This is a genomic window from Psychrobacter sp. T6-6 (assembly GCF_052258185.1).
GTDB lineage: Bacteria > Pseudomonadota > Gammaproteobacteria > Pseudomonadales > Moraxellaceae > Psychrobacter.
The window spans coordinates 385327-399512 of the sequence record NZ_JBQQEX010000002.1 but is presented as its reverse complement, the minus strand read 5'-3'; the positions used below and the strand labels follow the sequence as shown (position 1 = coordinate 399512).

Below are 14186 nucleotides of genomic sequence, written 5' to 3'. Positions count from 1 at the left end.
TCAGCGCTATATTGACTATAATGAATTTTTCTCACGGTAGCGGTTGGGTAATATCATGCTTGAGTTGCGTCATCTTAATACATTAACCGCGCTGCGTGCGCATGGTTCACTTGCGGCAGCAGCAGACGAGCTGCACGTCACCGCCTCTGCTGTGTCACATCAATTAAAAGAGCTTGAGAACTACTACGATATCAGCTTGGTCAATCGCCGAACTCGTCCGCTTAGCTTTACGCCAGCGGGTAAGGCGGTTCTATCATTAGCAGACAATATCTTACCGCAAGTTACCCGTACCAAATCCAACCTCAAACGCTTAGCACACGGTCAAGCAGGCAGGTTACGACTGGCATCAGAGTGTCATAGTTGTTTTGATTGGCTCATGCCGATACTCAATCACTATCGCCGTGAATGGTCGGATGTCGAGCTCGACTTTGCCACAGGGTTTGAGCCTGAGCCGCATCATCTGCTGATGGAAGGTGATATTGATCTGCTCATTACCACCAGCGACTTACCGATCGATGGTATCAGCTATCAGCCATTGTTTGAGTATGAGAGCCGTTTGGTACTGTCACCAACACATGATTTAGCAGCACAAGATTTTATAGAGCCAGATGATTTGATTAATGAGACACTAATTGCCTATCCAGTAGAGGCCAAACGCCTCGATATCATTGCTAACTTTATGACACCAGCGCAAGTTAGCTTTGAGAATGTGCGTACCACAGAGCTGACCGCGATGCTCATCCAATTAGTCGCGAGCGAACGCGGTGTGGCAGCACTGCCCGACTGGGTCGTTGCTGAGTATGAGAAAAAAGGGTGGGTCGTCTCACGACCATTAGGTGATGGTGTGCATTGTCAGCTATACGCAGCGACACGTACTTCTAGTCAAAATATTGCTTATATGCAGGGATTTGCCAATTTATTGGAAGGGATCGTAAAACCGTTGTAGATTTTATTATCTATTACATTTTTCATTGATAAAATATCGACTACTTGCTTATATCTCAACAGACTTTATATTAAATAATGGTTCCCTAGTGAGGACTCGAATATTTGGCTGTAGGCTAATGGTATTAGTATCTTGAGCTATTTAGGTAGTCACGATGTACTTGGTAATGTACACGAAGTGAGTTTTTCAAGATTCAATCGAATTGTTCTTAATTATCTTAGACAATTTAACAGGCCATTTGTATGAACGTTTTATTCGATGAAGCTTCAGTTGCTCTTAAAGAAGTTAGAGTGTTAGCAGATGAAGAATCTAGGAAAGTAATGAGTCAGTTTGTTAGCTCATTTCCAATACGAACTAGTGGTAACGGAGGAATTGACTGGAACAAGGTTGATAAAAAAGTGCTGCTAAACTGTATAGAAGAAATTAAAAATCAAATAAATCTCACACTAGCAGATAACTGTTTTATTATCTGGAATGATGCAGCACACCCGATTCTAGAGACTACTGTTGAAAGGATAGTAAATGCTTTTGACGACGTTACAGCTGTAAGTTTTGATACATGGATATTCATCCCAAAAAACAATAATGTAATTGAAAGTACTCCCTCCGGCTTAAGAATGAGTACGTTTTTTTAGGGTTTATCTGCGTATTCTATACGTGATCGGTGCGCTATACAGGCATCGAACTATATGATGAAAATTTTCCAAGTTCATTCCTACGAGATTAACGGTAGGGTCAGATTTAAGGACAGTTATAATGAAATATATCAAACACTCTGTAAACTCTCGTGGAGACCATAATTTGGATTTTAGGTACTACTATGATGAAGTAGTACCTGAGATACTTAAACGTAGAGAAGATTTGAGCCCGATTTTATCAAGTGATTTAAACGGAATAGACGATATAGAGAAGACGCTTAATAAAGGTATAATTAAGGCGATTTATTATGATTTAGAACACGATAAAATATCGTTGAAGATCGAGCAAAGATATGGCAGAGATTTAATAGAAATTATCTATTCTGATATTGTAAATGTTAATATCAGTTGTTGGATATTACCAATCACCATAATGGCACATGAAGTAGACGTAACGCCTGATAATAATATTATACATTCACTATTTTTATTAGGTGATACAGAAATAGTTTTTGAATGCAAAACAATAGAATTGAAGACTATGCCTCTTGAAAAAGTCACAAGTTAAGCTCGAAATTAACTGCACTGTCTAATTGATTACGTCTAAATCAAAGCATGTATTTTGGGTTCAACTCATCAGAATATATAGCAAGAAACTTTGACTATCCCCCAACGGAACCAACTATCTCACTCCTCAAACCTATTAACAGACCCCTTAAAACAGACTGATATAATGGAACCACTTATAACAGACCATTAAACGATTAATATCTACTAATGACTACAAAACTAGCTTAAAGAAATAAAAGCCAAGCGCGGTTGCCAATAATGTCAATCCAACATGCAAACCGATGAGCGCTAAGCCTGCTAGCAACCGCCCGTCATGAATAAAGCCAAATACTTCTGCACTGAACGTACTAAAAGTCGTCAAACCACCTAAGAATCCCGTAATCACAAAGACACGCACATGATCAGATAAATTGCTTCCCATACGCTCAAACCATATCAGCGCAAGCCCAATTAATAGTCCGCCAAGGATGTTCGCGCTCAAGGTACCTAGTGGCACCCAACCATGCAAAGCGTTGAAGCGCGATAGCCACGCGCGCAGGCAAGCACCGAATGCTGCTCCCAGACCAATAGCAAGCCACTGCATAGACTGTCCTTAGTTCGTATAAATTTGTTGGGCTAAATACTCAACTATACAGCTGGCAACTCTGTCATCGGCCAGCGCGGAATACAGCTCACCGCTAGATCATCTGCTTGACCAGCTTGCAGACGCTCAAACCCTGCATAAGCAATCATCGCACCATTGTCAGTACATAGCGCAGGCGGTGCATAGTGGACCGTCGCATTTATCTTAGCCAGCTCAGCTTCTAGCATCTCACGCAAATGGGTGTTGGCACTGACGCCGCCTGCAATAACCAGACGGCTCATATCTGCTTGCTTAAGTGCCTTAACGCATTTTTTTACCAGTGTATCGACTACCGCATGCTGAAAACTAGCGGCGATATCCGCACGAACTTGTGGATCACTATCAGTACTATTGCCTGAACCACCAGACAGTGGTGTGTCTTTAATCAGATTATGTACCGCTGTTTTCATACCGCTAAATGAAAAGTCTAGACCACGATGGAGCATCGGTCTTGGCAGTGCATAAGCATCAGGGTTACCTGTTTCTGCCAGCTTGGCAATATTAGGACCACCCGGATAAGGTAGACCTAGCATTTTGGCGGCTTTGTCAAAGCACTCACCTGCTGCATCATCGATCGACTCACCCAAGATCTCATACTGCCCCACACCATGAGCGGCAATAAGTAACGTGTGACCACCAGATACCAGTAGGGAGACAAACGGAAAAGCGGGTGGATTGGCACCCATCAGCGGCGCAAGTAAATGCCCTTCCATATGATGAATACCAATAGCGGGAATATCCAAACCATATGCCAAGCTACGCCCAAACAACGCACCCGTCATTAGAGCACCGATCAACCCTGGCCCTTTGGTATAGGCAATCGCATCAATATCGCTTTTGCTCATATTGCACTGCTCAAGCAGCTCGTTGAGCAATGGCACCAGTTTACGAATATGATCGCGACTGGCAAGCTCAGGTACAACGCCGCCATAGAGCGCATGCAGCTCAATCTGTGAGTACAGCACTTGCCCGACCAAGCCTTGATTGTCACTATTGATCTGCTCGCTATCAAAAATCGCTAGCCCCGTCTCATCACAAGAGGTCTCTAAACCCAATACCTTCATACTTTTGCCTTTATGCTTTTATTTTCGGACTACTTTTCGTCGTATCTTTGTCTTATACCGCTTTGGTTTTATATCACTCTAAAACTGTCAATAGTAAATAAGATAAGTGACACACAGCCAGTCGAACGTCTGAGAGTGATATGAATAAAAATGGGCATAAAAAAACCGCCATTGTCAGTCACAATGACGGTCATTTTAACAAATTTCAATAGCTGATATACTCTATATATACCGTATCAGCTTACTGACGCGAGCATATAATCAACAGCTACTTTGACTTGCGCCTCAGTCACACCGTCTACCGCTTGAGCCGGCATTTTGTTGAAGCCTTTGACCGAGTGCATATATAGCACCTCTTTGTCTTTGGTCAAACGAGCCGTCCAAGCTGCTTTATCGCCATATTTTGGCGCATTAAGTAACCCAGCAGTATGACAAACCTTGCAATTTGATTCGTACAGCGCGCTACCAGCATTTGCAGTTAACACTTCTGGCTCAGCAGCAACATCAGTTTCTGCCGTTATCGTCTGTTCTGTAGCGTCAATCTCGCTAGTGGTATCAATGACTGGTGCATCGGCTGCCACTGTTGCTTCAGTAGCGTCAGACTCTACTGGTGCTGTCGCCGCCTCGTTGTCACTACTACAAGCACTTAATGCCAATAACATGCTTATACTAATTGCAGACAAGCTCAGCTTATTTATATGCTGCTGTATCTCAATCATGACCTGACCTTTTAATTGGCTTATTCAGCAGGCGTGGCTGCTGCGTCTTCCGTTGCCATATCAGCACTTTCATCAGTGGGTGCCGCTTCGGTATCAGTGCCATCTGTAGTCGCCGCTTCTGCCATATCAGCGTCAGCCATTCCCGCTTCGGCAGTCGCTGTCCCATCAGCGTCTGTCGTGGCTGCATCAGTCGCTGGCATTGGTGCAGTCTCTGGGAACTCCATCTCTTGAGCAGGTGGTCCATTTTTGATTGCAAGCTCAGCAGCTTCATCAACGCGATCGATTGCTAGTACTTCTTCGTGCTCTTCGCCGCCACTACAAGCGCTTACGCCTGCACCTAACGCTAGAATAAACGCCATGCTCAATGCTGTCTTTTTCATGCCAAATCCTCAATAAAATACACATAAAACGGTTTATATGCTGACTATAATATGGAAATTATCATAGCATAAACTCCTACTAAACCGTTATAGACCGTAAGGACTTTTTATTTCTAGAGAGTTCTCATGTATGAGCATAATAAATTAAAGCAGCGAACCTTATAGACTGGCTTATATAAAGAACATATATGAAATTATAAATAGCTTATAAGCAATAAATCGTTAAAATCATTGACTTTGTTGGTATTTTTTATTAAAATACTTGCCCTCACACTTATGTGTGGGAATTGTCCTAGTTTGAGCTGATGCCAGTAATCTTGAGATATTACGGCTAAATACTAACACACAGCCAAACTAATGCCCTTATATCTCATCCTAATCGAGGAGTCTTCATGCCTGCAGTTAAGGTTAAAGAAAACGAACCAGTTGATATCGCTATCCGTCGTTTCAAACGTTCTTGTGAAAAAGCTGGTGTATTATCAGACGTACGTAAGCGTGAGTTTTATGAAAAGCCAACGCAAGTACGTAAGCGCAAAAAAGCTGCTGCCGTAAAGCGTTATAAGAAGAAGTTACAACGCGAAACTATTCGTACCACTCGTATGTACTAATCAACAATCTGATTAGTTAGTACCAGCGCTACACTAACGCCACTGTTATCCATCGATATCAGTGGCGTTTTTTATGCTACAATTTTTGTTATTACTGCTGACGCCACTTTTTATCAAAGCCCGCTCTCAGCAGGTTTTACCCCAAACCTAATTAAACACTATCTAACAAACAGCAGTTAACAAATTAATAAGGATAATAGCAGTGAGCCAACTTAAACAGACTCTGTCAGACAGCATCAAAACTTCTATGAAAGCGCGTGAGCTTGAGCGCGTCAAAGTACTACGCAACGTACAATCAGTGGTTAAACAGATTGAGATCGATCGTCAGACAGAGCTTGATGATGCACAAGTACTAGAAGTACTACAAAAGCAGCTAAAACAACGTCAAGAGTCGCTCACTATTTTTACAGAAAATGGCCGCGATGATTTAGCGGCAAAAGAGCAGTTTGAGATTGATCTTATCAATGAGTTTATGCCCCAGCAAATGAGTCATGATGAGATCATGGTGTTGGTCAATGCTGAAATCAAAGAGCAAGGTGCCACCTCTATGCGCGATATGGGTAGCGTAATGGGTGTATTAAAGAATAAAACCGCTGGTCGTGCTGATCCTGCCCTAATCTCTAAGATGGTTAAAGAGACATTACAAGGCTAGAACTTTGCTTGAACTATGAGCGTTGCTAATAAGTATGAAATGTAGGTTCATGCAAACATGATCTGACACAACCAAAACCGCCTAAGGCTCAAAGTCTTTGGCGGTTTTTATTGCTTTGATTTCTGCGTTGATATTGGCCAGTAACGGACGCGCACTATTGGCTTGCGCTGTGGTTTGCAAATTCTCAGTCAATTGCTTGGCTTGCGTCAGTGAGGTGAGCGCACTCTCATAACGTCCATTCCACAACTGATCATAACTGCGATAGCGCAATGCGTTGATTGTCGCAATGTTTGCCAGTGTTGGTGACGTTGTGGTTTTAGCAAGCTTTTCATTGGCGAGTTGTAGGCTTTGCCACGCATAACGATCGCTTGGTTGCTGCGCTGTGAGTGGTTTTAACAATGCTTGTGCTTGTGTCGGTTGATTACTGTTGGTGAGTGCTTCTGCCAAATAAAGACGCAGGTCACGACGCTCAGGATAAAGCCGCTGCTGGCTCTCCAAAACATCTACAGCTTGTTGCCATCTACCTTGCTCACTGAGTAGCTCACTATGGGCAATCGATAGTAAAGGCTCGAGTTGTTGGCGCTGAAGTACAGGGAGCTTATCTATCTCAGCCAACATCTTATTAGCTTCTTGAAAGCGCTGCTGCTCGCCATACCACCTCATTAATGCAAGCTTGGCACCCGGACTGTTTTTGGCAGCGGTTGTGAGCGTCACTTCAGAGGCATGCTTGCCGGTACTTTGTACACGCCAATAGAGTAGATCAAACAATGCCTGATGGCGCTGCTGCTGACTCAGTGATAACGTAGGATACTGCCCAGCACGGCTCTGCGACTCACTTAAGCGTTCACCGCTGAGCGGATGCGAGCGCACAAAGCTCGGCAAGAACCGATTTTCAACCTGATTGAGCTGGCTTTGCTGATTCATCGTGGCAAAAAACCGCGGCATCGCCCGAGGGTCATAGCCCGCTTGAGTCATGATCTGCATCCCTACTCGATCGGCCTCGCGCTCGTTGTTTCGACTAAACGCCATACTGCTATTCATAGATACCGTCTGGCTACCCGCCATGACAGCCGCGGCGGCATCACCATCGACGGCAGATGCAGCAATCGCAGCCAGCATGCCCCCTATTTGCATCAGCAACGCTTTTTTGCGCTCGTCTGCGCCATGCTCATAGTGACGTTGGCTGATGTGCGCCACTTCGTGGGCTATGACACTTGCCAGCTCATCCATACTATTAGCTGCCAGTATCGTCCCTGTGTTGATACCTATGACGCCACCAGGCGCCGCAAAAGCATTGATACTAGGATTATCAAGAATCACCAAACCAAGCGGTGCCTGCTGACGCGCTTGGGCGTTCAGTCGCCACGTCATATCCTTTACCGTTTCTTGTACCCATGGATCGTGCTCCATTTTGACACGGCCGTTAATATTCTGTAGCGACCACTCACCAAGCATTTTGTTTTGATACTGCTCAGAAAAGCTCAGTCCTTGCCCGCGTAAATTGGGTAGATCTAATGCTTGTGAGTCTACTGTTTGCCCCGCATACTCACCAAATGACAGCGTTTGGCTGTCATTACTATGAGCACCTGTCGACATCGCTAGTAAGGTCGCTGACAGGCACCATCTCAGGCCATGTCTGGTAGTCAACTTGGTCTTTGAGCGTTTGTATTCTTTATCGAGTCGCGACGATTTGCTATTCATGTGGTGCAAGCGTATATCCTATCGTATTTTTTATGGCGTATTTTCGACTATACGAGCTTGTTCCTATCAGGTCAATTCTACTATTCATTTGACTACCAATAACTTAGCGACCCGTCACTATTGTGCAACATGATTGTGTGATTCTAGAGAACCGAATGTGACGTTGACTATATTCAAATACAACTATACATCAGCGATTTGGTATAATGTGTTGTGACAGTAAGCTCGCATTTATAACTAATATGCTCAAAATAGTCATTTTTGAGAGCGCACTGTCAGCTCATCTATTAATGAAAAAATACTGTTATTCACAAGGTTTGTTCTATGTCCGCTGATAGCCAATCACTCATCACGCAAGAATCATACGCTATTTGCTTATCAACGGACTTGTCCGATGCCGTACAACGAGAAATGACTCATCTATTAGATTTATTGCCAGCCAGTCATAGTATCGCAGATCACTCTAAAAGCGATGTGGATAGTGCGCTACCTTTGTTAGATATCAGAGGCTTTGTTGATGGTCGCGGTCTTGCATGCCCGATGCCTTTATTGAAAACTAAAGTCGCACTACGTAATGTGGCAATCGGTGAGTCACTATATATCGTCGCAACGGATCCCAACTCACAAGCTGATATCACAGCGTTTTGCCGACAAAGCCAGCAAGTACAATCATCTGATGACCTGAAACTGATGGTCAATGACGTTACAGATTTGACAGGTGATAGCACATCATTACAGCGTTTCGCTACAATATATCACTTCATCATTACCAAAACTGATAGCAACTAAACGCTGCTGTCCTTTACAATTACAACTATAGAGATTTTTATCTGACTGTTTGCTTAACTATTTAACCAAGGTCAAGAATATGGCTACTACTACTTCTGATGCTGCAAATGCGAATAAAAGAGACGGCTCAGCTCCTATAAAAAACGATGCGCGCGACGCTGCACTAAAGGCAGCTGCACAGCGTCCTCCTTATGATGCCAGTACGCTAGGTGATATGAATACACGTGATTTGGTGCCTGCGATGCCAACTCACTTGTCAGCGCCAGGTGTGAATTTGGGTGCTTATATCAATACTGTGCATCAAATTCCTATCTTGACCCCTGTCCAAGAACAAGAACTCGCCCATCGCTATTATGATGAAGGTGATGTCGAGGCAGCGCGTCTACTGGTGATGTCGCATCTGCGTTTTGTGATTCATATTGCGCGCAGCTATTCAGGTTATGGCTTACCACAAGCTGATTTGATCCAAGAAGGCAACTTAGGACTGATGAAAGCGGTCAAACGTTTTGATCCTAATAAAGGCGTGCGCTTGGTATCTTTTGCGGTACATTGGATCAAAGCTGAGATTCATGAATTTGTGATCCGCAACTGGCGTATTGTAAAAGTCGCGACGACCAAAGCCCATCGTAAATTGTTCTTTAATTTACGTAGCCTAAAAAAGACCAACAACCAGCTGACACTAGAAGAAGCAGACGCAATCGCTAATGACTTAAATGTCACACGTAAGCAAGTGCTAGAGATGGAGTCACGTCTTACCTCTTACGATGCTTCATTTGAAGCGCAGTCAAGTGACGATGATGATGGTCGTTACGCACCGCAGCTGTTTTTGGAAGATGGTATCGATCCTGCCGAACAGCTAGAAGAAGAAGACTGGGAAGAAAACAACTCGTCAGCGCTAATCGCTGCTATGGGTACATTGGATGACCGTTCACGTGATATCGTTGAGCAGCGCTGGCTCTCTGAGCAAAAATCCACACTCCATGAACTGGCAGCGGTCTACTCTATCTCAGCTGAGCGTGTGCGTCAGATTGAAAAGAATGCGATGGACAAAATCCGCGATGCCATGACTATCGATAGTGTTATCTTACCAGATGATATTCAATAGTCTTATGATCCTAAGAGTTGTATCATGTTGAATTGGATTGGTATTGCAGCGATTAATATGGCCGTTGCTGTTGCTTTGGGTGCGTTCGGTGCTCATGGCTTAAAAGACATAGCCAGCTCGCAACAGCTTGAATGGTGGCATACGGCTACGCTATATTTGTTTGTACATGCGCTTGGCCTACTGTTTGTTGGCCTGCTGATACGCTTGAGGTATATCACTCAGGCAACGGCTTGGTTACTACAGGGTGGTGTTATCATCTTTGCTGGTAGCCTATATGCTATGTCCCTTGGTGCGCCACTTTGGTTTGGCGCGATCACGCCTATTGGCGGAATACTTATGATAGCTGGCTGGTTATGGCTTGCAGTCTCTGCGTTTCGATCAAATGATGTGGCGCGCTAATCTACGGTTCGTCTTCAGTTCGTCGTCTATACAATAGATTTTGCCGATACTATGAGCAACTATCCAGACAGTCGCTCGTCAATCGCAGAGACAGAACGATACAAAAGGAATCTTAAATCATTAGGGAGCATTTAATATGAGCACCATTACTGTTAATGGTAGAAGTCTACAAACCACTCATCAGACTGTACAACTGGTCGTCAATGAACTTGGGCTTAGTCAAGGGCGTTACGCCGTCGAAGTTGATGGCGATTTGATACCAAAAAGCGAGCTTGCCCAACTACACATCGTAGAAGGAATGAATATCGAAGTAGTGCAAGCTGTTGGCGGTGGTTAGAAAGTTTTTGTACTATGGTTTACTGTCATCCTTCGACAACTCTAAAAACTTAACACCTTAACACCAGTACTAAAAAAGACCCCAACGTATCAAACGTTTGAGGTCTTTTTTCTTTGTTAAATCATTGGTTGTTGATTTTTCATTAAGTTGCTACTTAACTGGCTCGCTACTTAATGGAACAGCTGTTTATCGTACTTCTTATTTTATTTTCCTAATTTATTATATTTTAGTCTTACGAAGCTGTAGTAGAACTATTCGCTACTCAACTAACCCTACTTATTAGTAGACTAGGCAGCTGGTACTGCTTCAGCTGGACTGATGTCTTGATAACGTCCATCTCGTCCGGCACCCTGAGTCTTTTTGCGCTCTTGACGGGTTTTATACTTGCGTACTTGTCTATCAAGTTTGTCTGCCATCTCGTTAATGGCTTTATACATATCATCTTCTAATGCTTGGACGAACATTTCTTGACCTGAGACGCGCATAATTGCTTCAGCTTTATGGCTCTTTTTACCACCATCACTTGCGCCGCTATTGTCTAGCGATAATATCACTTTAATACTCTGTATCTGATCAAAGTGTCGCTCTACTTTTTCAAGCTTTTCGCGAACTGCTGTGTCCATAGCTTCGGTAACACTGATATGGTGACCACTGATAGAAACATTCATATTATTGTCCTTTTAGTTGTAACTTACATTCAACAGATGAGGTCGCATTCCTGCTCTTTTCACCTTGCCTTACCAATTACTATACTAGTGTCTCTAGTAAAATATCGACGTATCCTTTTATCGTCTCCTTTATTAGTTATAAGTAAATACTATGCTTCGACACTTAGATTTTGTTGTTGGTATGACTCTAATTTGTCATGAAAATCAGATAGTAGCAAGACATTAAATTGTAATTAAGTGTAACAACACCTGTTGTTTCTATCATGTTTCTATATAATCAAAAAATTTTATTTTTAAACTATGGTCAATTAAATAATCTAACGCTACTATTAAAGGTTGCGTACCACTTATCTCGTCTTCTACTGCCCTAAAACTTTATATTCAAATAAGAGCTAAATTCATGATGATAATGACGTCTATCCGACCTGCTCTCATTTTTGCTGCTCTAATAATCTCGTTCACCATGACTGGCTGCAGTGATAACCAATCGTCTACTAGTGATGAGAAACCTGCTATGAAAGAAATCGAGCAAGTAAATGAAAAACTCAATATTGCTTGGTCTGAAATGGTAAGCGAAAATTAAAATAGAATGGCGTTAGTCCCTGGGTTACTAGCTGTTGTCAAAAAGCCTTATGATGAGGAGCAAAGCGCATTTAAACAACTGCAAGAGGCACGAGCAGAAGTAGGTAAATTGCAATTGAGTGTAGAGACATTTAATGACACTCAAGAATTGGTAAAATATCAACAGGCACAAACCAACCTGAGTAGTTCGTTAGCAACTGTTATAGAAATCTCAAATCGATATCCTGCTCTTAGTTCTGATGCTGTGTTTCAAGATTTGTTGGCAACTATAGACGCTCAAGAACAGAAGATAACCTTAGCGCGTACACTCTACGAACAACGAAAAGTCGAATATAGGTCTTTATTTGTACATTATCAACGCTTACAAGATGTAGCAGGTAATATTCCCAAAATCATACGGAACCATACTCATAATGATGAGTCGACCTTCACTCAAGTCACCGCTAAAAAATCAGCTTTAGATCGCTTCGATATTAACTTAGAACCACCTACAAGCTTGGAAAAAGCAGCACCTTATCTAAACGCTCAAACAGAGATGGGTATTGCTTTGTCTAGACTGATGGAGCTCTCACAGCATTACACCGAACTACAAGCCAATGCAGAGTTTGTGAGGCTACAATCAACATTGGAAGAAATCGATGATCGAATGATAGCGGCACGCAATATTTACGAGGAAGAAGCCAAGAAGCTATAGGACTTGATGACTTGGCTAGCTTGTAAGACTTAGAAAACTAAACAGACTTAGCTGAGTCTTTCGGGATTTTTTTAATATTTTTGCTTACGCTGAGTAGACGAACCTATATTCATCGCCTCGCGATATTTGGCGACGGTTCTTCTGGCTATATCAATACCGTCGGCTAGCAGCTCATCTTTGATTCGACTGTCTGATAGTGGTTTTTTGGGATCCTCGTTGGCGATAAGTTTTTTGATCATAGCGCTAATAGCCGTTGATGAAATGTCTCCATCGGTACTACTCACATGTGATGAAAAGAAATGCTTCAACGAAAACAGCCCTTGCGGTGTCAAGATGGTCTTGCTTGTTGTGAGGCGTGAAACGGTAGACTCATGTAGGTCCACCTCTTCTGCAATTACCTTTAGAATAAGAGGCTGCATGGCAGTTGCACCGTGCTGCAAGAACTCTTGTTGATAGCGGACGATGCTGGTCGCTACTTTTAGCAGGTTTTGGTTACGCTCCTCGATACTGCGTATAAATAATCGCGCATCGGTCAGGTTTTCACGTAGATATTGATTGTCAGGACTGTCATCACCGCGTTTGACTAGATTGGCGTACTCTTGGTTGACTCGTAGCTTGGGTAGTGTGTCAGGGTTTAGGCGTACGTGCCAGCCATCTTCTAGCGCTTCAGAGTTAGTAGTCGCTTTACGGCTTCTTATAGGTGTGACCAGTACATCTGGAATGTCATAACTATCAGATTGCTGGGTATAGTCCGGCTGACTAATTTGAAACAGTAATCCTGGTGAAGGGTTTAAGGTACGTAGCAAGGTAATAGCAGGTGTGATTTTTTCAGGTGCAAGTCCTGTCAGTTCAGTAAGTGCTTTGATATTATTACTCACCAAGTGCTCGCCTGCGGTGAGTAGTGCTTTTGCTTCTATAAGATGTTCGGTGCGCGCATCTAGCTTGGACAGCTGAATGGCTAAGCATTCACTTAAGTGACGCGCCCCAACGCCAATAGGATCGCAAGACTGGATAATATGTAATACTGCCATGACTTCATCGTGTTCGACCCGCTCATCCCACTGATAGAAGTTTGCCATAGTATCGAAGCTTTGTAATAACTCATCGACATCTATCCGAATAAACCCCATGTCATCCATAGAATCCATCAGATACTCTGCAATCAGCGTATCCACTTCTGACAAGCGCTTGAAGTTAAGCTGCCAACGTACATGATCCTGAATAGTAGAGGATGTACCGCCTTGATAGCTGTCAAAGTCTTCATCGCTTCTACTGCTGCCTGAGCCTGTTTGGGCAGAGGCATAGTTATCTCTATCAAAGCTGCTGTCGCTATCCATCGCACCATCATCGATACTCGGTTGCTGCAACTTGTCTAAGCTATCAGTGGCATCGTCATTATTATACTCTGTATTGCTCTCAGACCCTGTCTTTGATGAGTCACTACCTTGATTCCAACTATCGAGTGTTAGGGGCTCGCTTAACTCATCCACCCTATCGTCGTGGCTATTTTCGTACTCTTCATCATCTTCAATACGTTCAAGCAGCGGATTACTATCCAGCTTGGCCTGAACCTCTTGTGCGAGTTCAAGACTAGAGAGCTGCAACAGTTTAATAGCCTGCTGCATTTGCGGCGTTAGTTTTTGTGAGTTACTCAGCGTGGTCGCCAATCCGAACGACATACTCATGGGCGGCTTATTAAACTCCAGTCTTGG

General features: G+C 43.3%; 18 protein-coding genes. 11 read left to right on the top strand and 7 right to left on the bottom strand.

The annotated features are described in order from the left end of the window. The first annotated feature begins 55 nt into the window (after positions 1-55). The 3 genes from ACTXGL_RS04920 to ACTXGL_RS04910 all read left to right on the top strand — a co-directional run bounded on the left by ACTXGL_RS04920 (position 56) and on the right by ACTXGL_RS04910 (position 2152). Positions 56-946, top strand: a complete 891-nt coding sequence (locus ACTXGL_RS04920) for a LysR family transcriptional regulator (protein ID WP_443525272.1) — start codon at positions 56-58, stop codon at positions 944-946. 242 nt (positions 947-1188) lie between these two features. Further along, entirely contained in the window at positions 1189-1581 is a 393-nt protein-coding gene (locus ACTXGL_RS04915; RefSeq protein WP_397476623.1) for a CDI toxin immunity protein, read from the top strand. A 121-nt stretch (positions 1582-1702) separates the two neighbouring features. Next, positions 1703-2152, top strand: coding sequence for a hypothetical protein (locus tag ACTXGL_RS04910; RefSeq protein WP_443525271.1), 450 nt, complete (start codon positions 1703-1705; stop codon positions 2150-2152). A gap of 213 nt (positions 2153-2365) precedes the next feature. On the opposite strand, the gene crcB is transcribed toward ACTXGL_RS04910, so the two are convergent. The 4 genes from crcB to ACTXGL_RS04890 all read right to left on the bottom strand — a co-directional run bounded on the left by crcB (position 2366) and on the right by ACTXGL_RS04890 (position 4939). Then, complete coding sequence (gene crcB, locus ACTXGL_RS04905; RefSeq protein ID WP_443525270.1) at positions 2366-2737, bottom strand: fluoride efflux transporter CrcB; 372 nt, start codon at positions 2735-2737, stop codon at positions 2366-2368. Positions 2738-2781: 44 nt separating this feature from the next. Beyond that, a complete protein-coding gene (gene tsaD / locus ACTXGL_RS04900) occupies positions 2782-3840 on the bottom strand; it encodes a tRNA (adenosine(37)-N6)-threonylcarbamoyltransferase complex transferase subunit TsaD (RefSeq protein WP_443525269.1) in 1059 nt (352 codons plus the stop codon). A 236-nt stretch (positions 3841-4076) separates the two neighbouring features. After that, complete coding sequence (locus ACTXGL_RS04895; RefSeq protein ID WP_443525268.1) at positions 4077-4559, bottom strand: c-type cytochrome; 483 nt, start codon at positions 4557-4559, stop codon at positions 4077-4079. Between the two features lie 20 nt (positions 4560-4579). Next, entirely contained in the window at positions 4580-4939 is a 360-nt protein-coding gene (locus ACTXGL_RS04890; RefSeq protein WP_443525266.1) for a hypothetical protein, read from the bottom strand. A 392-nt stretch (positions 4940-5331) separates the two neighbouring features. Here ACTXGL_RS04890 and rpsU point away from each other — a divergent pair, with 392 nt between their 5' ends. Together rpsU and ACTXGL_RS04880 are read left to right on the top strand one after the other, a co-directional pair. Further along, positions 5332-5547, top strand: coding sequence for a 30S ribosomal protein S21 (rpsU, locus tag ACTXGL_RS04885; protein ID WP_110921885.1), 216 nt, complete (start codon positions 5332-5334; stop codon positions 5545-5547). 202 nt (positions 5548-5749) lie between these two features. Further along, positions 5750-6199 (top strand): GatB/YqeY domain-containing protein, encoded by a 450-nt coding sequence (locus ACTXGL_RS04880; RefSeq protein ID WP_443525265.1) that lies wholly within the window; start codon positions 5750-5752, stop codon positions 6197-6199. A gap of 81 nt (positions 6200-6280) precedes the next feature. Here the strand turns inward: ACTXGL_RS04880 and ACTXGL_RS04875 are convergent, their stop codons facing one another. Continuing rightward, a complete protein-coding gene (locus ACTXGL_RS04875; RefSeq protein WP_443525264.1) occupies positions 6281-7900 on the bottom strand; it encodes a M48 family metalloprotease in 1620 nt (539 codons plus the stop codon). A gap of 324 nt (positions 7901-8224) precedes the next feature. Between ACTXGL_RS04875 and ACTXGL_RS04870 the strand changes: the two genes are divergently transcribed. From ACTXGL_RS04870 to thiS, 4 genes are all read left to right on the top strand, one after another. Continuing rightward, on the top strand, positions 8225-8689 hold the full coding sequence (locus tag ACTXGL_RS04870) for a sulfurtransferase TusA family protein (RefSeq protein ID WP_443525263.1): 465 nt from the start codon (positions 8225-8227) through the stop codon (positions 8687-8689). 214 nt (positions 8690-8903) lie between these two features. Further along, complete coding sequence (gene rpoH, locus ACTXGL_RS04865; protein ID WP_319051242.1) at positions 8904-9794, top strand: RNA polymerase sigma factor RpoH; 891 nt, start codon at positions 8904-8906, stop codon at positions 9792-9794. A 24-nt stretch (positions 9795-9818) separates the two neighbouring features. Further along, on the top strand, positions 9819-10193 hold the full coding sequence (locus ACTXGL_RS04860) for a DUF423 domain-containing protein (protein ID WP_443525262.1): 375 nt from the start codon (positions 9819-9821) through the stop codon (positions 10191-10193). A gap of 136 nt (positions 10194-10329) precedes the next feature. Next, positions 10330-10530 carry a sulfur carrier protein ThiS gene (gene thiS, locus ACTXGL_RS04855; protein ID WP_319051194.1) on the top strand — a complete coding sequence of 67 codons (201 nt, stop codon included), beginning with the start codon at positions 10330-10332 and terminating at the stop codon, positions 10528-10530. A gap of 287 nt (positions 10531-10817) precedes the next feature. On the opposite strand, the gene hpf is transcribed toward thiS, so the two are convergent. After that, positions 10818-11198 (bottom strand): ribosome hibernation-promoting factor, HPF/YfiA family, encoded by a 381-nt coding sequence (gene hpf / locus ACTXGL_RS04850; RefSeq protein WP_319051195.1) that lies wholly within the window; start codon positions 11196-11198, stop codon positions 10818-10820. A gap of 400 nt (positions 11199-11598) precedes the next feature. Between hpf and ACTXGL_RS04845 the strand changes: the two genes are divergently transcribed. Together ACTXGL_RS04845 and ACTXGL_RS04840 are read left to right on the top strand one after the other, a co-directional pair. Then, complete coding sequence (locus ACTXGL_RS04845; RefSeq protein WP_443525261.1) at positions 11599-11781, top strand: hypothetical protein; 183 nt, start codon at positions 11599-11601, stop codon at positions 11779-11781. Between the two features lie 6 nt (positions 11782-11787). Further along, positions 11788-12474, top strand: a complete 687-nt coding sequence (locus ACTXGL_RS04840) for a LemA family protein (protein ID WP_443525259.1) — start codon at positions 11788-11790, stop codon at positions 12472-12474. 71 nt (positions 12475-12545) lie between these two features. Here ACTXGL_RS04840 and ACTXGL_RS04835 read toward each other — a convergent pair whose 3' ends face one another. Next, positions 12546-14159, bottom strand: a complete 1614-nt coding sequence (locus ACTXGL_RS04835; protein ID WP_443525258.1) for an RNA polymerase factor sigma-54 — start codon at positions 14157-14159, stop codon at positions 12546-12548. Positions 14160-14186: the final 27 nt, after the last annotated feature.